Source organism: Arthrobacter sp. FW305-BF8, from assembly GCF_021789315.1.
Classification (GTDB): Bacteria; Actinomycetota; Actinomycetes; order Actinomycetales; family Micrococcaceae; genus Arthrobacter.
On the sequence record NZ_CP084561.1, the window covers coordinates 1,658,814 to 1,679,580 of the forward strand.

Consider the following 20,767-nt stretch of genomic DNA (forward strand, 5'->3'; position numbering starts at 1 on the left):
CCCCGGAAGATTGGTGGTCCGGCGCCGGATGCAGGAGAATGACTTCTTGTGACTATGCATCCTGATTTCAGCGCCCCCCGAATTGCAATTCTCGGCGGAGGTCCGGGCGGCTACGAAGCCGCCATGGTGGCCGCCTCGCTGGGAGCCCAAGTCACCATCATCGAGCGGGCCGGCCTCGGCGGTTCCGCGGTGCTGACCGACGTCGTGCCGTCCAAGACGCTGATCGCGACGGCGGACCTGATGACCCGCGTCGGCGGTGCCGGCGAGCTGGGGGTCAAGTTCGACGTCGACGGCGGGGACTTCGTTCCGGTCATGCGCGCCGATCTCAAGCACATCAACGACCGCCTGCTCGGCCTAGCGCGCCAGCAGTCCCAGGACATCCAGACCGGCCTGGAGCACCAGAACGTCCGGATTCTGAACGGCTCCGGCAAACTGGTGGACAACCACACCATCGAGGTCCTGACGGTCGACGGAACCGAAACCGTCGAGGCGGACGCCATCCTGCTGACCGTCGGGGCCCACCCCCGGGAACTGCCCACGGCGCGGCCGGACGGCGAACGGATCCTGAACTGGGCCCAGATCTACAACCTGGACGAACTGCCGGAGGAACTGATCGTCGTGGGTTCCGGCGTGACCGGCGCCGAATTCGCCTCCGCCTACAACGGCCTGGGCTCGAAGGTCACCCTGATCTCCAGCCGCGACCGCGTGCTTCCGGGTTCCGACACGGACGCTGCCGAGGTGCTGGAGGAGGTTTTCGAACGCCGCGGCGTGAAGGTGCTGTCCCGTTCGCGGGCCGAGACGGTGGAACGGACCGACGACGGCGTGGTGGTCACCCTCGGTGACGGCTCCAAGGTCACGGGCAGCCACTGCCTGGTCTGCGTGGGTTCCATTCCCAACACGGCCGGCATCGGCCTGGAGGAAGCCGGCGTCGCACTGACCGAAAGCGGCCACATCAAGGTCGACGGCGTCTCCCGCACCACTGCCCCGAACATCTACGCCGCCGGCGACTGCACCGGTGTCCTGGCCCTCGCCTCCGTCGCGGCCATGCAGGGCCGGATCGCGATTGCGCACTTCCTGGGCGACCAGGTGACCCCTATCAAGCTGCACCAGGTGGCGTCCAACATCTTCACCTCTCCCGAGATCGCGTCTGTGGGCGTGTCCGAGGCAGAGATCGAGTCCGGCAAGTACCAGGGCGACATCATCAAGCTGTCCCTGAAGAGCAACGCCCGCGCCAAGATGCGCAACGTCAAGGACGGCTTCGTCAAGATCTTCGCCCGCAAGGGATCCGGGACAGTCATCGGCGGCGTGGTGGTTGGCGCTAACGCGTCCGAACTGATCTTCGCCATCTCCATCGCGGTGAAGCAGAAACTGCACGTCGACGACGTGGCCAGCACGTTCACCGTGTACCCGTCGCTGAGCGGCTCTATCTCGGAGGCCGCACGCCGGCTGCACGTGCACATCTAGGCGGCGCCGCACAACCTGTGAATGGCGGCTTGCTCCTAGTCGCCACCGGCAGAGCTGAGTAAGATTCAGACTGTCGATCCCCGGGGTTGGCGGCACCGGGCTGCGACAGACCGATCACGAGCGGTCAGCCATGCGGAGGTACTTCCGGACGGTCGGACCGCGGAAGCCAGGAGCATGCCATGATCACTGTTCAAAAAGCCGCAATCAACACCGCCCTCGTCGCGGCCCTCGTCGGAGGCGGTGCCTACCTCGCCATGGGCTATCCTCTCATTGCCTCGTCGACCGGAAGCCAGTCCAGCACGGACTCCGCCAAAGGTGGCCACCAGGCCAACGGGATCACCGAGCAGCTGCTGACGGGGACCACGGCGACCCGGGTGAAGAATGCGGTGCTGGCGGCCAACCCCGGCGCGACGGTCCACCGGGTTGAGACGGACGCGGAGGGCGCGGTCTACGAAGCGCACATCACGAAGGCTGACGGCTCGCGGGCCACAGTGAAGCTGGACGGTTCCTTCAACATCACCGCTACGGAAGCGGGGCACGGACGCAGGTAGTTGGCTGCGGCTCAGGAACAGGCGTACGGAGGAACGGCGTCGCCGGGTGCGAAGGGCTCGAACCAGTGGCGGATATCCAGCTTGCCGGTACCCTGTTCGCCGGCGTCGTCCGCGTGGAGTGCGTCGTCCGCGTACAGGGTTCGTGAGTCGGCGTCCTCCAGCAGGACCTCCTCAACGATGGCCCGCCACTCCTCGGGGAGGTCCAGTTCGTAAATGTCCTCGGTAATCCTTGCCTGGTCGAGCAGGCAATGGATGGCGAGTTCGCCTGCGAGGCAGCCGGGGGCGGCCCATCCGCGGGCAAAGGACGCGGTAACGTCAGCTGCCACCACAATGAACCGCTGCGTGAACTTCGCGTCATAGTTGGAAGCGAACTGCGGGGGCAGCGAGGACAGCACGGACGTTCCGGCGATGGCGTCGGGCGTGACGGTGTCCAGCTCGTGCAGCGTGCCGAGGTCGCGGAACAGCTGGTCGATGAGGATGCTGGACGAATTCCACAGCAGGCCCGCCAGCAGGCGCGTCTGGCGTGCGGACTGTTCCCGGTCCTCGGAGCCGGCGGCCATCTCCGCCAGGTCCTCGGGATCGAACTGGAGCCGCTGCTCGGGGGTCATGTCGTCGGGATGCGGGTCCAGCCCCAGGAGCTCAAGGCTCAACCCGGTGAGCTTCTCCGAGTCGGCCAGCAGTTCTTCGGTGATGTCGTCGTCTTCGTCGGCATTCATGCTCCCGATGCTACCGGCCACCCGCGGCCAGTCCGATTTGTGTGACGCGGCACCTCAAAGAGCTTGCCAGGTCCGGTCACGCAGCGGCTCTAGGCGGCGGCCCGCTGAAAGTGCTTCTCGATCAGCCCTTTGATGTCCTCGTGGCAGCCGCCGCAGCCGGTGCCCGCACGGGTTGAAGCGGAGACCTCGGCCACGGTGGAGCAGCCGCCGGTCACGGCTTCGGCGATTTTGCCGCCGCTCACGCCGGCGCAGCGGCACACCGTGCTCTCGGGGTCATTTGAGGCACCGGCCGTGGCCAGCTGGTCGGGCCCGTCCAGGCGCAGGAGCAGGGACCTGTCCGCGGGCAGTTCGGCGCCTCGTTCGAAGAGCTGCACCAGCTCTCCCGCGGTGCGCGGCATGCCCACGCTGACCAGGCCCTCCAGCACACCGCCCCGGGTGGTCATCTTGACGTAGCGTCCGTGCTCGGGGTCGGCCCACTGGGCGATCTGCAGCCGCGGCCTGCCGGTGACGGCGCCGGCTGTCAGGACTTCCTCATCCCAGGGATCGGCCGAGTTGTCCCCGGCGACAGCCATGTTCATGCCGCGGGCCTTCAGCACAATCACACCGGGCTTTTCCTGGGGGAGCGGGGGCAGGGAGTCGGCGTCCTCCGCGGCACCCTCGGACAGGAGCAGGAGGTATTCGGCGAGCCATTCGGCCTGCCGCCAGCCGGGACCTACCAGGCCAGACGGTCCGCGCGCGGTGCGGCACTCGACGCAGGCAGGATCCGGGCAGCGGACCTCGGCGCAGTCGCCGATGGCGAAGATGTGCGGCTCGTGGTGCGCGCGCAGCCGGTGGTCCACCAGGATGCCGGTCCCGGTGGAAAGCCCGCAGCCCTCGGCGAGCTCAATGCGCGGGCGGACGCCGCAGGACAGGACCAGCAGGTCGCCGTCGATCGCCGAGCCGTCGTCGAGCAGCAGAGCGGAGAACCCGCCGTCGGGCGCGTTGTGCTCAATGCCCGTGGAGCGGGCGTTGCCGGCCATCCGGACGCCGCAGTTGCGCAGGCTCGCGGCCAGCACCGCGCCGCCGCCGCGATCGATGTTTCGGCCCAGCGGGTGGGGCCCGTTGTGCACCACCGTGACCGTGGCGCCTTCCTCTGCTGCAGCGAGGGCAGTCTCAAGCCCCAGCACGCCGCCGCCCAGCACCACCACCCGCTTGCGGCCGGCCACCGCCTGGCGCAGCACCTCGGCGTCGCGGAGGTCGCGGAGCGCGGTGACGCCCGGCGGAAGCACGGGAGCGGCTGGGTCCGGGTTCAGCCCCGTGAGATTCGGGATCACGGGACGGGAACCGGTGGCGAAGACCAGCCGGTCGTAGTGGGCCGACGTGCCGTCGGAGAGGATGACTGACTGCCGCGCGCGGTCCACGCGCCGAACCGTCACGCCCAGCCGGACGTCCACGCCGTCGGCCACGAGGGCCGCGGCGTCGGCGAGGGCCAGCGCCTCGGGGGTGGTGCGGCCGACCCCGAGATCGGCCACCAGCACGCGGTTGTACGCGGCCTCGGCTTCCTGGCCGATGACCGTCAGCCCCACCTGCCCCGCACGCAGTGCCGGCAGCAGTTCGTCGACCAGCCGTGCGGCCACCGGACCGAATCCGACAATTACAATCTGCTCGCTCATGAGGCCTCCGCTGTCTGAAGAAGACTGGTGACCGGGGTGGCGACTGCCAGCCGGACCCACACTTTGTTGAACTTGAATTCGGGCATCCCCGAGATGGGATCCGTGGCCGCTTCCGTCAGCCGGTTCGCGCTCTCCAGTTCCGGAAAGTGGAACGGCAGGAACACGGTTTCGGGGCGGATGGCGGTGCTGAGCTCGGCCCGGCAGACCACCTCGCCGCGCTCGTTAGCCACCGAGACCTCTGCGCCGTCGGTGATGCCCATGGCCGCCGCGGCGGCCGGATGGATCTGCATCCTGGCTTCGGGCTGGGCGGCCAGGAGCTCCGCCACCCGCCGTGTCTGGGCGCCGGACTGGTAGTGCTCCAGCAGCCGGCCGGTGATAAGGGTCATGGGCTTGGCGGCGGGGTCGGGATTCGCAGTTGGAGTACGACGGCGGCGGGGCACCACCGGGGTCATGACTGCCTTGCCGTCCGGGTGGGCAAAGCTGTCCAGGAACAGGCGCGGAGTTCCGGTGCTGCCGGCAGGGTAGGGCCAGTACGCGGCTGCGCCGCTGTCCAGCATGGCGTAGTCGATGCCGGAGTAGTCGGCCGCGCCGCCGGCGGAGGCCAGGCGCAGCTCCTCGAAGACGGTCTCCGGATGATCGCTGTACGTGGACGGTGCCTCGAGTGCCTCGGCCAGCCGGGCCATGATCCACAGCTCGCTGCGGGCGCCGGCAGGCGGCTGGATCGCCTGGCGGCGGCGGAGGACGCGGCCTTCGAGGTTGGTCAGGGTGCCTTCCTCCTCGGCCCACTGCAGCACCGGCAGGACGAGGTCGGCCTCGGCAGCGGTCTCGGACATGAAGAAGTCGCAGACCACCAGGAAATCCAGGCTGCGGAGCCCGCGGATGACGGCATTGGCGTCGGGCGAGGCGACGGCGATGTTGGAGGCGTGCACAAAAAGGCAGCGGACGCCGTCGGGCTGTCCCAGTGACTTGAGCAACTGCACGGCCGGCAGGCCGGGACCGGGGATGAGGGACTCATCCACGCCCCAGACCGAGGCCATGTGTGCCCGGGCGGCAGGGTCGGTGATCTTGCGGTAGCCGGGCAGCTGGTCGGCCTTCTGGCCGTGTTCGCGGCCGCCCTGGCCGTTGCCCTGGCCGGTGAGGGTGCCGTAGCCGCTGCGGGCGCTGCCGGGCAGGCCCAGCAGGAGGCTGAGGTTGATGGCCGCCGTGGCGGTGTCGGTGCCGTCCACGTGCTGCTCCACGCCGCGTCCGGTCAGGATGTAGCTGCCGCCCCCGCGGGCGCCGGCGGCAAGCCGCCGGGCCGTCTCGCGGATGAGGTCCGCGGGAACGCCGGTGATGGACTGGACCCGCTCCGGCCAGTAGGCGTTGACGGATCGGACCACGGCGTCGAAGCCGGTGGTGCGTGCCTGGACGTAGTCCGCGTCGAGGAGGCCTTCGTGGATCACCACGTGGGAGATGCCCAGCAGGAGGGTGAGGTCGGTGCCCGGCAGGGGCTGCAGGTGGATGCCGCCGCCGTCGGAAGTGAACTTGGCCGTGGCGGAACGCCGCGGGTCCACCACAATGAAACCGCCGGCGTCGCGGACGCCCTGCAGGTGCTGGACGAACGGAGGCATGGTCTCGGCGACGTTGGAGCCGAGCATCAGAATGGTGCTGGCGGTGTCCAGGGCCTCAAGCGGGAAGGGCAGCCCGCGGTCCAGCCCGAAGGCCCGCATGCCCGCGGCAGCCGCCGACGACATGCAGAACCGGCCGTTGTAGTCGATCCGCGAAGTGCCCAGCGCGAGGCGGGCGAACTTGCCCAGCTGGTATGCCTTTTCGTTGGTGAGGCCGCCGCCGCCGAACACACCGACGGAGTCCGCGCCGTACCTGGCACGGGCGTCCTTGACGGCGGCGGTGACCCGGCGCAGGGCCTCGTCCCAGGAGATGGGGCGGAAGACGCCGTCGGGCCCCTTGAACATGGGCTCGGTGACGCGTCCGGGGTGCTGCAGGAGCGACGCGGACGTCCACCCCTTGCGGCAGAGGCCGCCGCGGTTGGTGGGGAAGTCGCGGCCGCTCACTTCAAGGGCCGGCGCAGCCGGCACGGGGCCTGGCCCCGGCTGCACAGCCGGGGTCAGGCCCGGAGCGGCCGGAGCCGCCGGGGACTTGAGCGTCATGGCGCACTGCAAGGCGCAGTAAGGGCAGTGCGTGTCGGCGCTTTTGGTCATGTTAGACGTGTCCCATCGCGTTTCGGTTGGCGTTGCGGATGTAGCAGAACCAGCAGACGGCGAGCATCAGGACGTACGCTCCGACGAAGCCGTAGAAGGCCGGGGTGTAGGAGCCGCTGGCCGTGTTGGAGGCGTTCAGCACCTGCGGGATGACGAATCCGCCGTAGGCGCCGATGGCGGAGATCAGGCCGAGCGCCGAGGAGGCCAGGCGCTGGGTCTGCACCGAGCTGGCTCCGGAGCGGGCCGCGCGGCTGGAGGTCGCAAAGATCACCGGGATCATGCGGTAGGTTGCGCCGTTTCCGAAGCCACTGGCAGTGAACAGCATCAGGAACAGGACCAGGAAGAGCCAGAAGTTCTTCAGCGGCAGCGTCCAGATCATCGTCAGCGTGATGACGGCCATGGCCGCGAACGCTGACACTGTCATCCGGGCCCCGCCCATGCGGTCAGCCATGCGGCCGCCATAGGGGCGGGCCAGCGAGCCGACCAGCGGGCCGAGGAAGGCCAGGGAAAGGGCCACGGCCCCGACCGAGATGGAGGAGAAGGCCGGGAAGTAGTCCTTGATGAGCTTGGGGAAGACGCCGGCGAAGCCGATGAAGGAGCCGAACGTTCCGATGTAGAGCAGCGCCATGACCCACAGGTGGGGTTCCTTGATCGCTGCGAGGGATCCGGCCACGTCGCCCTTGGCGCTCGTGAGGTTGTTCATGTACTTGTAAGCGCCGAAGGCCGCCAGGAGGATCAGCGGCACCCACATGAGGCCCGCGACGGGGAGGTTGACAGTGCCGCCGGCCAGCAGCGTGATGGCGACCGGGACAGCTAGCTGTGCCACAGCTGCGCCGAGGTTGCCGCCGGCGGCGTTCAGGCCCAGGGCCCAGCCCTTTTCACGGGCGGGGTAGAAGAAGGTGATGTTGGCCATCGAGCTGGCGAAGTTGCCGCCGCCGAAGCCTGCAAGGGCCGCCACGAACAGCATGACGCCGAACGGCGTTTCCGGATTGGAGACGCACAGTGCGAGCCCGGTGGAGGGGATCAGCAGCAGCAGGGCGGAGACGATGGTCCAGTTCCGGCCGCCGAAGCGCGGAACCATGAACGTGTAGGGGATCCGGAGCGTGGCGCCGACGAGGCTCGGCATGGAGATCAGCCAGAAGATTTCGGACGTGCTGAACGTGAATCCTGCAGCAGGGAGCTGGACCACCACGATGGACCACAGCTGCCAGACGACGAAGCCAAGGAACTCGGCGAAGATGGACCAGTTGAGGTTGCGGCGCGCGATGAAGCGGCCTTGGGATTCCCACTGCTGCCTGTTCTCGGCGTCCCAGTTGGCGATCCAGCGTCCGGGACGCACTTCGAGAGCAAGAGTATCGGGTGCCTCGGTGGTGGTGGCAGCAAGACCGAGGGAATTGTGGGTTCCGGCGTCTGCGGTGCGGTCAGCAGTCACGGTTTACCTCCTTGGGGAATGGTGTCCTTCCAAGGTAGGGATGGCGCGTTTCGCAGACGGTCGCCGTTTGTTAACGTGCTGTGACATTTGCCTATCAGCCCGCTTCGGGCGGAGTTAGGCTTGCAGGACGACCTCATGCTGAGACAACTCTCAAAGTCCGTATACTGGACCGCTTGTCCGTTGCGTGGACGGCGGGAACTAAGATTGAACTCTGTTTTATCCCCATGTTTGGAGGGGCTTCCGAGCGAGGTCCATCCAGCTCTCATGAAAGCGTCCCCACATGTCATCGCCTGCAACGTCAACGGAACATGGCACCGCCAAACCGGTGAACTCCAAGGGCAAAGTGATCTTTGCCAGCCTCATCGGAACGACGATCGAGTTCTATGACTTCTACATCTACGCAACCGCGTCGGTGCTGGTCTTCCCCAAGCTGTTCTTCCCCCAGGCCACGGAGATCAACGCCCTCCTGAGCTCTTTCGCAATTTTCGGCGTCGCGTTCGTCGCCCGGCCCATCGGCTCGGTCCTGTTCGGACACTTTGGCGACAAGTTCGGCCGCAAGGGCACCCTGGTGGCCTCCCTCCTCACCATGGGGCTGGCCACGTTCTTCATCGGGCTGCTGCCGACCGCCTCCGTGGCTGGCTGGACGGTCCTCGCGCCGCTGATGCTGGTCCTGCTGCGCTTTGCCCAGGGGCTCGCGCTCGGCGGTGAGTGGTCCGGCGCGGCGCTGCTGGCCACGGAGAACGCCCCCGAAGGCAAGCGCGCCATCTACGGCACATTTCCGCAGCTCGGTGCCCCCATTGGCTTCATCCTGGCCAACCTGCTCTTCATCTGGTTCAACGCCGCCCTCAGCCCGGAGGAATTTACGGCCTGGGGCTGGCGGGTCCCGTTCCTGCTCAGCGCCGTCCTGGTGATTGTGGGCCTGTATGTGCGCCTCAAGCTCGTGGAAAGTGTCTCGTTCCAGAAGGTCCTGAAAGAAGACAAGGTGGCCAAGGTTCCGTTCGCGGCGACCTTCAAGAACCACTGGCGCCCGGTGCTGGCCGGAACCTTCATCATGCTGGCCACGTACGTGCTGTTCTACATCATGACCTCCTTCACCCTCACGTACGGCACCAAGCCCGCGTCCCTTGAAGCCGCCCAGGCCGCCGCGGAGAAGGCCGGCAAGCCGATGTCCGCTGCCGAAATTGCCAGCTTCGTTCCCGGCCTGGGTGTTCCCCGCGGTGACTTCCTCTGGATGCTGATCCTCGGTGTCGTCTTCTTCGGTATCTTCACCCTCGTGTCCGGCCCGCTGGCCGAGAAGTGGGGCCGCCGCAAGTTCCTCATGGGGGTCACCGTGGGCATCTTTGTGTTCGGCGCGCTCTGGTTCACCATGTTCGGACCCGGCCCGGGAGCGGCAATCGTCGGCCTCATCGTCGGCTTCACGCTGATGGGCCTGACCTTCGGCCCGATGGCCGCGATCCTGCCGGAGCTGTTCCCGTCCAATGTGCGCTACACCGGCTCGGCCGTGGCGTACAACCTGTCCAGCGTCATCGGCGCCGCCCCGGCGTCGTTCATTGCCATAGCCCTGTGGCAGGCGACTGGCGGCAGCACCTGGCTCGTCGGCGTCTACATGGCGGCCGCTGCCGTGCTGACGTTCATCGCGCTGTGGATCACCCGCGAAACCAAGAACACGGACTACGAGAACAACGTGGCCTGATTCCCAGGTTTGGATGCATCAACGAAAATGCCCGGTGTGGATCACACCGGGCATTTTCATGTGCTGTTTCAGTTTCGATCGGCTGAGTTTCCGATCGGCTGAGTCGTCGGTCCGCCTTAGTCTTCGATCGTCGCGATCACGGCGCCTGCTGCCACCGTCTGGCCGGCCGCGGCGGACAGGCCGGTAATGGTGCCCGCGCGGTGTGCGGTGAGCGGCTGCTCCATCTTCATCGCCTCAAGCACGACGACGAGATCACCTTCGGCGACGACGTCGCCGTCGGCCACGGCCACCTTGACGATCGTTCCCTGCATGGGGGACGTCAGGGCGTTGCCGCCCGCGGCTGCGGTGGCGCCGCCGGTGCGGCTCCGCTTCTTTGACTTGGCCGGCTTGGCGCCGGCGGCTGTTGCCCCGCTGAAGCCGAGGCTGGCGGGCAGTGCCACCTCGAGGCGCTTGCCGCCCACTTCCACCACCACAGTGCGGCGCTCAGCGGCGTCGTCACCCTCTGGTGCGGCGCCGTTGGGCGTCCAGGCGGGAAGGTCATTGACAAATTCCGTTTCGATCCAGCGGGTGTGGACGCTGAACGGGCCCTCGGCCGGCGCGAACGCCGGGTTGCTGACCACGGCCAGGTCGAAGGGGATGACGGTGGGGATGCCTTCCACCACCATCTCCTCGAGGGCGCGGCGGGCGCGCTGCAGGGCCTGGGGGCGGTTCGCTCCGGTGACGATCAGCTTGGACAGCATGGAGTCGAAGTTGCCGCTGATGACATCGCCCTCTTCGATGCCGGAGTCAATGCGGATGCCGGGGCCGGTGGGGTTCTTCAGGGTGCTCACGGTGCCCGGTGCGGGCATGAAGTTGCGGCCGGGATCCTCGCCGGTGATGCGGAACTCGAAGGAGTGGCCGCGTACCTCAGGGTCACCGTAGCCCAGCTCCTCGCCGCAGGCCAGGCGGAACTGCTCGCGGACCAGGTCGATGCCGGTCACTTCCTCCGAGACACAGTGCTCCACCTGCAAGCGGGTGTTGACCTCGAGGAAGGAAATGGTGCCGTCCTGGCCGACGAGGAACTCGCAGGTTCCGGCGCCGAGGTAGCCGGCTTCCTTCAGGATGGCCTTGGACGATTCGTAGAGGCGCTGGTTCTGCTCCGCCGTCAGGAACGGTGCCGGGGCTTCCTCCACGAGCTTCTGGTTGCGGCGCTGGAGTGAGCAGTCGCGGGTGGAGACCACCACCACGTTGCCGTGGGCGTCGGCGAGGCACTGGGTTTCAACGTGGCGCGGCGCGTCGAGGAACCGCTCGATGAAGCACTCACCGCGGCCGAACGCAGCGGTCGCCTCGCGGACGGCGGAATCGAAGAGCTCGGGGATTTCCTCGCGGGTGCGGGCCACCTTGATGCCGCGGCCGCCGCCGCCGAAGGCAGCCTTGATGGCCACGGGCAGGCCGAACTTGTCCGCGAATTCCAGGATTTCCTCGGCGGACTCAACGGGGTCGGCGGTGCCGGGCACCTGCGGGGCGCCCACCTTCTCGGCGATGTGCCGGGCCTGGACCTTGTCGCCCAGGGCGGAGATGGATTCCGGCGAGGGGCCGATCCAGGTGATGCCGGCGTCGATGACCTTGGCCGCGAACTGCGCGTTCTCGGACAGGAAGCCGTAGCCGGGGTGGATGGCGTCGGCGCCGGACTGGCGGGCCACCTCGATCAGCTTGTCCATCACGAGGTAGGACTCGGCCGCAGTGTTCCCGCCCAGGGCGTACGCTTCGTCGGCGAGCCGGACGTGGAGGGCGTTCCGGTCAGGATCGGCGTAGACAGCGACGGAGGCGATGCCCTCGTCCCGGGCTGCGCGGATGACGCGGACGGCGATTTCACCGCGGTTCGCGATCAAAACCTTGGTGATTTTTGAATGCACTGGACCTGCGGACTGCTCCGGCTTTACTGACAAGGCGTCTCCTTCTTTCCTTCAGGGAGCCTAGCCTGATTTTGAGGATTCCGCCGATATTACTGGCGGAATCCCCGGGTAAGAGGCCCGGCCTTTGTAGGGAAGCTACAACTCCCCGGGAATTGCCGACTCCGGCAGGTCCTGCCAGAACTCCGTGATGCTCACGTTCGCCTGGGCCAGCAGGGAGCGCAGGGTGGATACCGACAATCCGACGACGGCGTGCGGGTCGCCGTCGACTTTCCGGATGAAGGCGCCCCCCAGGCCGTCGATCGTGAAGGAGCCCGCGCAGTTCAGTGGCTCGCCGGTGGCGATGTAGGCGTCGATCTCCGCGAGCTCCATCTCCATGAAGTGCACTTCGGCGGAGGCGACGCTGCCCAGTGTGGCGCCGGAGCCGCCGTCGTCGTCCGTATCGCGGCAGTCCACCAGCCAGTGGCCGGTGTGCAGGACCCCGCTGCTGCCGCTCATCCGCAGCATCCGCTGCCGGGCGACGTCCACGGTGTAGGGCTTGCCGTGCGACTCGCCGTCGAACTCGAAGACGGAATCGCAGCCGAGCACCAATGCCCCCTCGGCTTCCGGGAGCGAGGCGACGGCCTCAGCCTTGGCGCGGGCGAGGAGCAGGGCGGTGTCGTGCGGATCGGTCACGCCGTAGCGTTCCTGCACGGCGTCCTCGTCGACGTCGGACACGAGGACCTCGTGTTCGATGCCGGCCTCAGCCAGGAGTTTGGTGCGGGCGGGGGACTGGGAGGCAAGGATGAGGCGGGTCACCGCTCAAGCCTAGCGCGCGCCGACCTCCGCGGGCTCGGCATCCGGCTCATCGCTGGCGGCGGGTGCGGGCCTGCCGAGTTTCGCCCCTTCCACGTCCACGTCCGGCAGGATGCGGTCCAGCCAGCGCGGCAGCCACCACGCCTTCTCGCCGAGGAGGTACATGACTGCCGGAACGATCGTCATCCGTACCACGAAGGCGTCAACCAGCACGCCGAATGCCATCGCGAAGCCGAGCGGGCGGACCATGTTCAGATGCGAGAAGATGAAGCCCGCGAAGACGCTGACCATGATGATGGCGGCTGCGGTAACCACCGCGGAAGCGTGGCTGAAGCCGGTGCGGACGGCGTGCTTCGCGGACTCGCCGTGCATGAAGGACTCACGCATGCCCGAGGCGATGAACACCTGGTAGTCCATGGCCAGCCCGAACAGGACGCCGATCAGGATGATCGGCAGGAAGCTCAGCACGGCGCCGGGGTTGTCGACGCCGAACACCGCACCCAGCCAGCCCCACTGGTACACGGCCACCACGGCGCCGAAGGCGGCCGCAAGGGACAGCAGGAAGCCGCCGGTTGCCAGCAGCGGCACCACGATCGAGCGGAACACCAGCAGCAGCAGGATCAGTGAGAGCCCCACGACGATGGCCAGATACGACGGCAGGGCGTCGCCCAGCTTCGTGGAAACGTCGATGTTGCCTGCCGTCTGGCCCGTGAGTCCGATGCTGGCTCCGGTGGAGTCCTCGATCACGGCCTTCTCGGCGCGGATGTCGGACACCACCTTCACGGTGCTGGCGCTCGCCGGCCCTTCCTTCGGGATGACCTGGAACACCGCCGTCCCGCGGTCCTCACTCAGTGCCACCGGGATGACTGCAGTCACGTTCTCCGTTTTGCGCAGGATGTCCGCAACGTCCAGCTGCTTGGCCGTTGCTTCGGTTTCACTCAGGCCCTCAGGGAAGTCGCCCACCACGATGATCGGTCCCGTCATGCCTTCGCCGAAGCTGCGCTTGGTGGCATCGTAGGCCTTGAACGCCTGGGAATCGGCAGGTTCCGAGCCGCCGTCGGGCAGCGCGAGCCGCAGCTGGGCAGCGGGCAGCGCCACAATGCCCAGCGCCAGGACCCCGGCCAGCAGGGCCAGTACCGGGTGCCTGGTGACGAGTCCGCCCCAGCCGTGGCTGCTGCGGTGTTCGTCCTTGGCGCGGTCCTCCGCCTCCCTGTTGGGGTCGGCGTTGTGCCTCGCGGCCTTGGCCCAGGCGCGCTTGGAGATCAGCTTGCTGCCCATGAACGAGAGGATTGCCGGCGTCAGCGTCAGGGCGACGAGGACGGCGACCGCGACGGTGCCGGCCGCGGACACGCCCATGACCCCCAGGAACGGAAGCCCCGGGACCACCAGTGCCGCGAGGGCGATGATGACCGTCAGTCCGGCAAAGAGCACGGCATTGCCGGAGGTTCCGGTGGCACGGGCCACCGACTCCTCCGCGTCCATGCCTGCCAGCAGCTGGCCTCGGTGGCGGTTGACGATGAACAGCGAGTAGTCGATGCCGACGGCGAGGCCCAGCATGAGCGCGAGCATCGGGGAAATGGAACTCATGTCAATGAGGCCGCTCAGTGCCATGGTGGCGCCCACGCCCACCGCCACGCCGATCACGGCCATCAGCAGCGGCAGCCCGGCGGCCACCAGTGTCCCGAGCATGATGATCAGGACCAGCGCCGCCACGCCGATGCCGATGATCTCAGCCACGCCGAAGATCTCGGAGACGTCCTCGCTGATTTCCTTGCTGGGCAGCGCGGTAACTCCGGCCGAGGAAACCTCCTGCACGATGTCCTGGACTTCCTGGCGCACTTTGGGGTCCAGTCCGTTGATGGAGGTCTTGAACTGGACCTGCGCAATGGCCGCCTTGCCGTCCTCCGAAACGAAACGCAACCCCTGCGAAGCCTCGACCTGGCGCTTGGCCAGCTCCAGCCTGGCCGCACCGGCCTGCAGTTCCCTGGTGCCGGCGTCGAGCTTTTCCTGGCCTGCGGCCAGGGCGGCCTTCTGCTGGCCCAGCTGGGCCTCGATGGCCGACGCCGGGAGCCCGGCAGCGGTCATCTGCGCCTCGGCCGCGGCCAGCTGTTCCTTACCGGCGGCCAATTCGGCCGCGGCCTTGTCCAGTGCGGCCTTGCCCGCGGTTGCCTTGGCCTCGCCGGCGGCGAGATCTGCGCCAGCCTTGTCCAGTTGGGCCTGCGTGGCGAACGGGTCGACGGTTCCCCGGACATCCGGGAGGGCCTCAAGCTTGGTGAGGGCAGCGGACACCGCGTCCTTGCCCGCCTGGCGGAACTGGGCGTCCTTGGCCTGGAAGACTACCCCGGCCGAGCCGCCGGATGACGCCGGCAGCTCCTTTTGGAGCTTGTCGGCCATCTGCTGGGTTTCCGTGCCGGGAATCTGGAAGTTATTGGACAGCGCGCCGGAAAAGGCTGCCGCTGCGCCGCCGACTGCCAGCAGGACCGCCAGCCAGAGCGAGACGACGAGCCACCGGTGACGGTAGGAAAACTTGCCGAGGCGGTACAGGAGAAGTGCCATGTCAGGACCGTTCTGCGTTGCGGGTGGAAGGTTTGGCGGGGGATTGCTTCGACGGCGGGTCCGACGGAGGGCCGGCGAAACCGGATCCGAGGAGCCCCATCGAATCGATGAGCAGTTGGCGGAGGATCGCCAGTGACTCGGGGGAGAGATCGGGGCCGCAGCGCCGGAACCACACGTCCATGGCAGCTTTGCCGCAGGAGACCACCGAACCTGCGAGGGCCCGGACGTAGAGCTCGTCCTGGTCGGTGACCTGTTCGGTCCGGGTGACCTGTTCGGTCCCGGTGCCCTGTTCAGTCCTGGGGTTCTGTGGGGAACGCTCGCGGGCCGCAGCAACTATCTGCTCGGTGCAGTGGTCCCAGGCCTCCAGCTCAGAGCGCGCCATGAGCGGATTGCCCTGGGTCAGGCCGAACAGCTCGGCGAGCGGCGCCACCGTCATGGGATCCGCCAGTGCCACCAGAGCGGCGCGGGCGGATTCGAGGATGGGTTCGTCAGCGGGCCGCCGGCGGAACTGTTCGAGGGCGCTGTCCAGGAAACCGTTGGTCACCGAGGCGATGGCGGCTTCGGTGCTGGTGAAGTAGTTGAAGAAGGTCCGGCGTGAGATGCCCGCCGCTTCCGCAATGTCCTCGATCGTGAACTTGCCGGGACCGTGGCGCCGTAGAAGGGCTAGCGTGGCGTCGGTTATTGCCTGCCTCGTGACAGCCTTGTTCAGCTCGCGGCGCGAGGAAGGCAAAGAAGTGGAAGCGGACACCCAATTACACTACGTGCATCTTTGCACTCTGCGCAACAACCGCAGCCTTTCAAAGCTTGCGGGGCGAAATTCACAGCATCCTCACAGTCGATCAAAAGGCGTTCTTGAGGGGCAGGGTGCATCCTGTTGTCGTGGCCGGCACGGCGGCAATGATGCCTCAAGGCCGGCGGAGCGAGGAGCGGACCATGGAGCGTTCAAAGAAAGTGGCTCTCGGCCTGGGCGCGACTGCCTTGGCACTCGGCACCGGATGCGGTGTCACCGGCATGGCGGCCGCAACCACAGCGACGCCCACGCCCACAGTAACGTCAAGCAGCCCATCGAGCGGACCCGCGGACGGGTTCCGTTTCGACGGCGGCCGGCACGGACACGGACACGGGCACGGGCACGGATGTGGGCGCGGTCACGGCGTCCTCAAAGGGGACGCCGCGGCGCTCGCGGCCAAGCTGGGCGTGGACCAGGCCAAGCTGCAGGACGCCCTGCGGGCGTTCCGCCAGGCCAACCACCCGAACGGCCGGCGCGCCGACGGCACCAAGCCGGACCGGGCGGCCAGGGAGGCGGCTCTGGCAGCCTCGCTGGCCAAGTCCCTGGGAATCGATGAAGCGAAGGTCAAGGCCGCGCTCGAGGAACTCCGCACCCAGGCGCAGACGGACCGGGCTGCTGCCCTGAAAGGCCGGCTCGACCAGGCGGTGAAGGACGGGACACTTACGCAAGCCGAAGCCGACGCGGTCACAAAGGCCGTGCAAAAGGGTGTGATCGGCGGCCGCTAGGCCTGATCGGCAGGCCCGGGGGCCGCTGTGGCCCGGTCGCGCCGGTTGGGCTGGTCTGTCAGTTTGTCCGGTCGACGGCGGCGAGGATCGCTGCTCCGAGCTCCGCCGGCTTGGTGAACTGCGGCCAGTGCCCCGTGGGAAGGTCCACGAGTTCCACATCGCGGATGCGGGCCAGCTCTTCAACGTGGGGGTGCCCGGCGTCCATCCACTCCGTCAGCAACGAGGACGGGAACTCGCAGGCGATCACCGTGGCGGGGACGTCGTAGCGGCGCACATCGCGAAGGTGCTGCTTGTCGCATGCCACCGCCTTTGGCTGCGGGATGGACCGTGCACGGAATGCCTCGCGGAGCCCGTCGTCGAGATCGGTGAGGTCGGCGTCGTCGAACACGTCCCAGGAAGGCAACGGGATCTCATCACCTTCGGCAGGCAGCTCATCATTGATGACGCCGCCTTCGCCGAGCGGTCCGCTGTCCACGTAGACCGCGCGGACCACGCGGTCCGGGCGTTCGTCCACCGCGCCGTGGATGATGGCGCCCCCGCCGGAGTGGCCGACGAGGACCAGCGGACCCTCAATGCCGTCAATGGCTTCCACCACGGCGTTGATGTGGTCGCGGAGCCCGATGCCGGTCCGCTTGGCGTCCTTCGCCTCCAGCCCCGGGAGGGTCAGCGCGTGGATTTGGTGGCCCGCCTCCGCCAGCGGGGGAGTGACCCCGGACCAGGATGAACCATCGAGCCAGAAACCGGGAACCAGAATGATGTCCATGCCGGTACCCTACCCTCGCTGCCTGCCGCCCGGGACCCATTTGGCGGCCGGTCTTAAATGGGTGTGCCCCCGGGATGAACCCCGGGGCACACCCAGTCTGCCAAGGTCAGGCCTTGGACTCGGCCAGCTCACGCTCGACGGCGGGCGCCTCTTCCTCGCGGAAGGCCTCCCCGGCGCGCGGTGCGTTGTAGAGGGTTTCATCGAGGATCCCCTGGCGCTTGGCCACGATGGTGGGCACGAGTGCCTGGCCGGCCACGTTGACCGCCGTGCGTCCCATGTCCAGGATGGGGTCGATGGCCAGCAGGAGTCCGACGCCGGCCAGCGGCAGTCCCAGCGTGGAGAGGGTCAGCGTCAGCATGACCACGGCGCCGGTGGTTCCCGCCGTCGCAGCAGAACCGAGGACGGAGACCAGGGCGATCAGCAGATACTGGCTGAAGTCGAGCTGGATTCCGAAGAACTGGGCCACGAAGATCGCGGCGACGGCCGGGTAGATTGCCGCGCAGCCGTCCATCTTGGTGGTGGCGCCCAGCGGAACGGCGAAGGAGGCGTAGCCCCGGGGAACACCGAGGTTGCGCTCGGTGACGCGCTGGGTCAGCGGCAGCGTACCGATGGAGGAACGGGAAACGAAGGCCAGCTGGATGGCCGGCCACGCGCCGGAGAAGTACTGCTTGACCGACAGTCCATGTGCGCGGACCAGGGCCGGGTAGACGCCGAAGAGCACCAGCGCGAGGCCGATGTAGATGGCAACGGTGAACTTGCCCAGCGAGCCGATGGTGTCCCAGCCATAGACGGCCACCGCGTTGCCGATCAGGCCCACGGTGCCCAGCGGTGCGATGCGGATGATCCACCACAGCACCTTCTGGATGACGGCCAGCGCGGAGGCGTTGAGGGCCAGGAAAGGCTCGGCCTGCTTGCCCACCTTCAGGGCGGCAACGCCGACGGCGATGGCGATCACCAGGATCTGCAGGACGTTGAAGCTGACGGACGTGGTCACAGCGCCGGAGTCGGTGACAGTGGAGCTCGCGCCAAGGCCCAGGAAGTTTTTGGGGAACAGGCCGATGAGGAATGCCCACCAGTCGCCGACCTTGGACGGTGCTTCACCCTGGCCGGAGATGCCCGTGTTTGCGCCCGGCTGCAGGAGCACGCCCAGGCCGATGCCGATCAGCACGGAGACCAGCGACGTGATGGCGAACCACAGCAGAGTGTTCCAGGCGAGCCGCGCCGCATTGGAAACCTCACGCAGGTTGGAGATGGAGCTGACCACGGCGGTGAAGATCAGGGGCACGACTGCCGTCTGCAGCAACGAGACGTAGCTGGAGCCAATGGTCTGCAGCGTGGCGCCCAGGCCGTTGGGGTTGGTCTTGGTGCTGCCCGTGTACTTGGCCAGCAGACCCAGCCCGAGGCCGACGATCAGGGCGGCGATGATCTGGAAGCCAAAGGAGCCTGCCCACCGGGGCAGCTGGAAGCCGGGGCGCCCGGCCGTGGATGAAGTGGTTTGATTGCTCACCCGAACAAGTTAGGGCGTAGAAAATACAGCTTCCACTCGATATTGAGAAATGTTACGCGTGCGGTTTCGGGGGTGCTGGCCATAAGTGCGAAAAATCGGCACGAGACCGACCTTTTGCGAAGTTATTCCCTGCGGGCGTGTGGCAAACATCTCGCTGCGACCCGCCGGCGGCGTGGTGGCTTCCGGAAGCGTGCGTCAAAGCGACGAAGGAGCAGCACGCGGAGGAAGGCGGCCATGCCGCCGCTATGGCGGGCGGAACCCTTAGCCGAGCATGGCGCGCTTGAGGGTGTCGAGGCCTACGGACCCGATGTTGAGGGCCTTCGTGTGGAAGGCCTTGAGGTCGAAATCCGGCCGGGCTTCGAGCTCCGCGCGAATCTGCTCCCAGAGGCGCTGGCCCACCTTGTAGGACGGTGCCTGGCCCGGCCAGCCGAGGTAGCGCGCGAACTCGAACTGCAGGTTGCCCTCGCTGATGTCCAGGTTGGCCTTGAGGAAATCGAAGCCCTTCTCAGGCGTCCAGGTGCCAGTTCCCCAGCGTGCGGGAACATCGAGTTCCAGGTGGACGCCGATGTCGAACACCACCCGGGCGGCGCGCATGCGCTGCATGTCCAGCATGCCCATGTGGTCGCCCGGATCCTTGAGGTAGCCAAGTTCCTCCATCAGCTTCTCGGCGTAGAGTGCCCAGCCCTCGCCGTGTCCCGAGGTCCAGCAGACGTTGCGCCGCCAGCTGTTGAGCAGCTCGCGCCGGTGAACGGCGGTGGCGATCTGCAGGTGGTGTCCGGGCACACCTTCGTGGAACACGGTGGTGGTCTCGGCCCAGGTGGTGAAAGTGTCCTCGCCCGCGGGCACGGACCACCACATGCGCCCGGGCCGGCTGAAGTCGTCCGACGGCCCTGTGTAGTAGATGCCGCCCTCGTCGGTGGGGGCGATCCGGCATTCAAGGGTCTTCATGACGTCGGGAATCTCAAAGTGGATGCCTGCAAGATCGGAGACGGCACGGTCGGACAGCTCCTGCATCCACGCCGTCAGGGCTTCCGTTCCCACAAGCCGGCGGGCTGGGTCGCTGTTGAGGATCTCCTTGGCCTCCGCGATGGAGGCACCCGGCTTGATTTGCCCGGCCACCTGTTCCTGGGCGGCAATGATCCGTTCGAGCTCCTCAACGCCCCACGCGTAGGTTTCTTCGAGGTCGACGGCGGCGCCAAGGAACACCCGCGAGGCGAGGGCGTAGCGCTCCCGGCCCACGGCGTCCTTCTCCGGCGCGACGGGCAGCAGCTCCTCCTTGAGGAATCCGGCCAGTCCGGCGTACGCCGCCCGGGCGGCGGCAGCACCGGCGTCGAGCTTCTCCTGCAGTTCCGCCGGCAGCGGGCCGTCTGCTGTTTTGGCGTCAGCGGCGAGCTTCGCGAAGAAGCCGTCCGCCGCGGCGTATTTGGTGGTCTGTTCAATCACGATCGATACCTGGCGCCGGGCCGAGACCTGGCCGCGGTCCCTGGCCGTCCGCAGCGACTCGATGTAGTCGCTGATGGCCGCCGGCACGCTGTGCGTGCGGCCGGCGATGTTCGCCCAGTGCTCCTCGGTGTCTGTGGGCATGAGGTCGAAGATCGACCGGATGTTCTGCGCCGCGGAGTCGATGTTGTTCAGTTCGGCGAGGTCCCAGCCCGAGTCGTGGATCTCAAGCTGGAGTCCGAGGCGTTCGCGCAGGGCATCGAGGGTGACGGCGTCGACGTCGTCCACGGGTTCCAGCCCCTCGAGGGCCGCCAGGGTCTTTCGCTCCGCCGCGGCGAACCTGCTGAGTCCGGTAGGGGAAAAGTCCTGGAACTCAGTGTCGTGTCCCGGGATGCCGAGCGTGGTGGCCAGGCTCGGATCCAGGGCAATGAGCGTGTCGGTGTAAGCGTCGGCGACGGCGTCGATGGCGGTCCGGGGGCGCGCTAGGGCGGCAGATTCAGTAGTCACCCCACGAGACTAACCGCGGGGTTCCGGTTATGAAAGACTTACTGAATTTTTCCCAGGGCTCTGAGTAGCGAGGTTAGGGAGGCGGC

15 protein-coding genes are annotated in these 20,767 nt (G+C 67.4%); 4 read left to right on the forward strand and 11 right to left on the reverse strand.

Features of this window, described 5'->3' with window-relative positions:
- Window positions 1–48 precede the first annotated feature (48 nt).
- Both LFT45_RS07390 and LFT45_RS07395 read left to right on the forward strand, forming a co-directional pair.
- Window positions 49–1,464 carry an NAD(P)H-quinone dehydrogenase gene (locus LFT45_RS07390; protein ID WP_236807741.1) on the forward strand — a complete coding sequence of 472 codons (1,416 nt, stop codon included), beginning with the start codon at window positions 49–51 and terminating at the stop codon, window positions 1,462–1,464.
- Between the two features lie 179 nt (window positions 1,465–1,643).
- Window positions 1,644–2,015, forward strand: coding sequence for a hypothetical protein (locus LFT45_RS07395; protein WP_236807742.1), 372 nt, complete (start codon window positions 1,644–1,646; stop codon window positions 2,013–2,015).
- A gap of 11 nt (window positions 2,016–2,026) precedes the next feature.
- Here the strand turns inward: LFT45_RS07395 and LFT45_RS07400 are convergent, their stop codons facing one another.
- The 4 genes from LFT45_RS07400 to LFT45_RS07415 all read right to left on the reverse strand — a co-directional run bounded on the left by LFT45_RS07400 (window position 2,027) and on the right by LFT45_RS07415 (window position 8,013).
- A complete protein-coding gene (locus LFT45_RS07400) occupies window positions 2,027–2,731 on the reverse strand; it encodes a hypothetical protein (protein ID WP_236807743.1) in 705 nt (234 codons plus the stop codon).
- An 89-nt stretch (window positions 2,732–2,820) separates the two neighbouring features.
- Window positions 2,821–4,383 carry an FAD-dependent oxidoreductase gene (locus tag LFT45_RS07405; RefSeq protein ID WP_236807744.1) on the reverse strand — a complete coding sequence of 521 codons (1,563 nt, stop codon included), beginning with the start codon at window positions 4,381–4,383 and terminating at the stop codon, window positions 2,821–2,823.
- Window positions 4,380–6,581, reverse strand: coding sequence for a molybdopterin oxidoreductase family protein (locus LFT45_RS07410; RefSeq protein ID WP_236807745.1), 2,202 nt, complete (start codon window positions 6,579–6,581; stop codon window positions 4,380–4,382). Before LFT45_RS07410 ends, LFT45_RS07405 begins: the two co-directional genes overlap by 4 nt.
- Window position 6,582: 1 nt before the next feature.
- Entirely contained in the window at window positions 6,583–8,013 is a 1,431-nt protein-coding gene (locus LFT45_RS07415; RefSeq protein WP_236807746.1) for an MFS transporter, read from the reverse strand.
- 280 nt (window positions 8,014–8,293) lie between these two features.
- Here LFT45_RS07415 and LFT45_RS07420 point away from each other — a divergent pair, with 280 nt between their 5' ends.
- Entirely contained in the window at window positions 8,294–9,706 is a 1,413-nt protein-coding gene (locus LFT45_RS07420; RefSeq protein WP_236807747.1) for an MFS transporter, read from the forward strand.
- A 116-nt stretch (window positions 9,707–9,822) separates the two neighbouring features.
- Here LFT45_RS07420 and LFT45_RS07425 read toward each other — a convergent pair whose 3' ends face one another.
- The 4 genes from LFT45_RS07425 to LFT45_RS07440 all read right to left on the reverse strand — a co-directional run bounded on the left by LFT45_RS07425 (window position 9,823) and on the right by LFT45_RS07440 (window position 15,697).
- Window positions 9,823–11,634, reverse strand: a complete 1,812-nt coding sequence (locus LFT45_RS07425) for an acetyl/propionyl/methylcrotonyl-CoA carboxylase subunit alpha (RefSeq protein WP_236807748.1) — start codon at window positions 11,632–11,634, stop codon at window positions 9,823–9,825.
- A gap of 102 nt (window positions 11,635–11,736) precedes the next feature.
- Entirely contained in the window at window positions 11,737–12,396 is a 660-nt protein-coding gene (locus LFT45_RS07430; protein WP_236807749.1) for a Maf family protein, read from the reverse strand.
- A gap of 9 nt (window positions 12,397–12,405) precedes the next feature.
- Window positions 12,406–14,949 carry an MMPL family transporter gene (locus LFT45_RS07435; RefSeq protein WP_236807750.1) on the reverse strand — a complete coding sequence of 848 codons (2,544 nt, stop codon included), beginning with the start codon at window positions 14,947–14,949 and terminating at the stop codon, window positions 12,406–12,408.
- A gap of 1 nt (window position 14,950) precedes the next feature.
- Window positions 14,951–15,697 (reverse strand): TetR/AcrR family transcriptional regulator, encoded by a 747-nt coding sequence (locus LFT45_RS07440; protein ID WP_236807751.1) that lies wholly within the window; start codon window positions 15,695–15,697, stop codon window positions 14,951–14,953.
- Window positions 15,698–15,882: 185 nt separating this feature from the next.
- Between LFT45_RS07440 and LFT45_RS07445 the strand changes: the two genes are divergently transcribed.
- Window positions 15,883–16,464: a Clp protease N-terminal domain-containing protein gene (locus LFT45_RS07445; protein WP_236807752.1), complete on the forward strand. Its 582-nt coding sequence runs from the start codon at window positions 15,883–15,885 to the stop codon at window positions 16,462–16,464.
- Between the two features lie 58 nt (window positions 16,465–16,522).
- Here LFT45_RS07445 and LFT45_RS07450 read toward each other — a convergent pair whose 3' ends face one another.
- The 3 genes from LFT45_RS07450 to LFT45_RS07460 all read right to left on the reverse strand — a co-directional run bounded on the left by LFT45_RS07450 (window position 16,523) and on the right by LFT45_RS07460 (window position 20,681).
- Entirely contained in the window at window positions 16,523–17,227 is a 705-nt protein-coding gene (locus LFT45_RS07450) for an alpha/beta fold hydrolase (protein WP_236807753.1), read from the reverse strand.
- 106 nt (window positions 17,228–17,333) lie between these two features.
- On the reverse strand, window positions 17,334–18,734 hold the full coding sequence (locus LFT45_RS07455; protein WP_236807754.1) for a dicarboxylate/amino acid:cation symporter: 1,401 nt from the start codon (window positions 18,732–18,734) through the stop codon (window positions 17,334–17,336).
- Window positions 18,735–18,995: 261 nt separating this feature from the next.
- Window positions 18,996–20,681: a DUF885 domain-containing protein gene (locus LFT45_RS07460; RefSeq protein WP_236807755.1), complete on the reverse strand. Its 1,686-nt coding sequence runs from the start codon at window positions 20,679–20,681 to the stop codon at window positions 18,996–18,998.
- Window positions 20,682–20,767 lie beyond the last annotated feature (86 nt).

What these genes read in the sequence shown, in the direction of transcription:
- LFT45_RS07450 (WP_236807753.1), bottom strand. Translation starts at nt 17,227, where the DNA reads ATGGACATCATTCTGGTTCCCGGTTTCTGGCTCGATGGTTCATCCTGG.
- LFT45_RS07420 (WP_236807747.1), top strand. Translation starts at nt 8,294, where the DNA reads ATGTCATCGCCTGCAACGTCAACGGAACATGGCACCGCCAAACCGGTG.
- LFT45_RS07435 (WP_236807750.1), bottom strand. Translation starts at nt 14,949, where the DNA reads ATGGCACTTCTCCTGTACCGCCTCGGCAAGTTTTCCTACCGTCACCGG.
- LFT45_RS07410 (WP_236807745.1), bottom strand. Translation starts at nt 6,581, where the DNA reads ATGACCAAAAGCGCCGACACGCACTGCCCTTACTGCGCCTTGCAGTGC.
- LFT45_RS07395 (WP_236807742.1), top strand. Translation starts at nt 1,644, where the DNA reads ATGATCACTGTTCAAAAAGCCGCAATCAACACCGCCCTCGTCGCGGCC.
- LFT45_RS07400 (WP_236807743.1), bottom strand. Translation starts at nt 2,731, where the DNA reads ATGAATGCCGACGAAGACGACGACATCACCGAAGAACTGCTGGCCGAC.
- LFT45_RS07405 (WP_236807744.1), bottom strand. Translation starts at nt 4,383, where the DNA reads ATGAGCGAGCAGATTGTAATTGTCGGATTCGGTCCGGTGGCCGCACGG.
- LFT45_RS07445 (WP_236807752.1), top strand. Translation starts at nt 15,883, where the DNA reads ATGGAGCGTTCAAAGAAAGTGGCTCTCGGCCTGGGCGCGACTGCCTTG.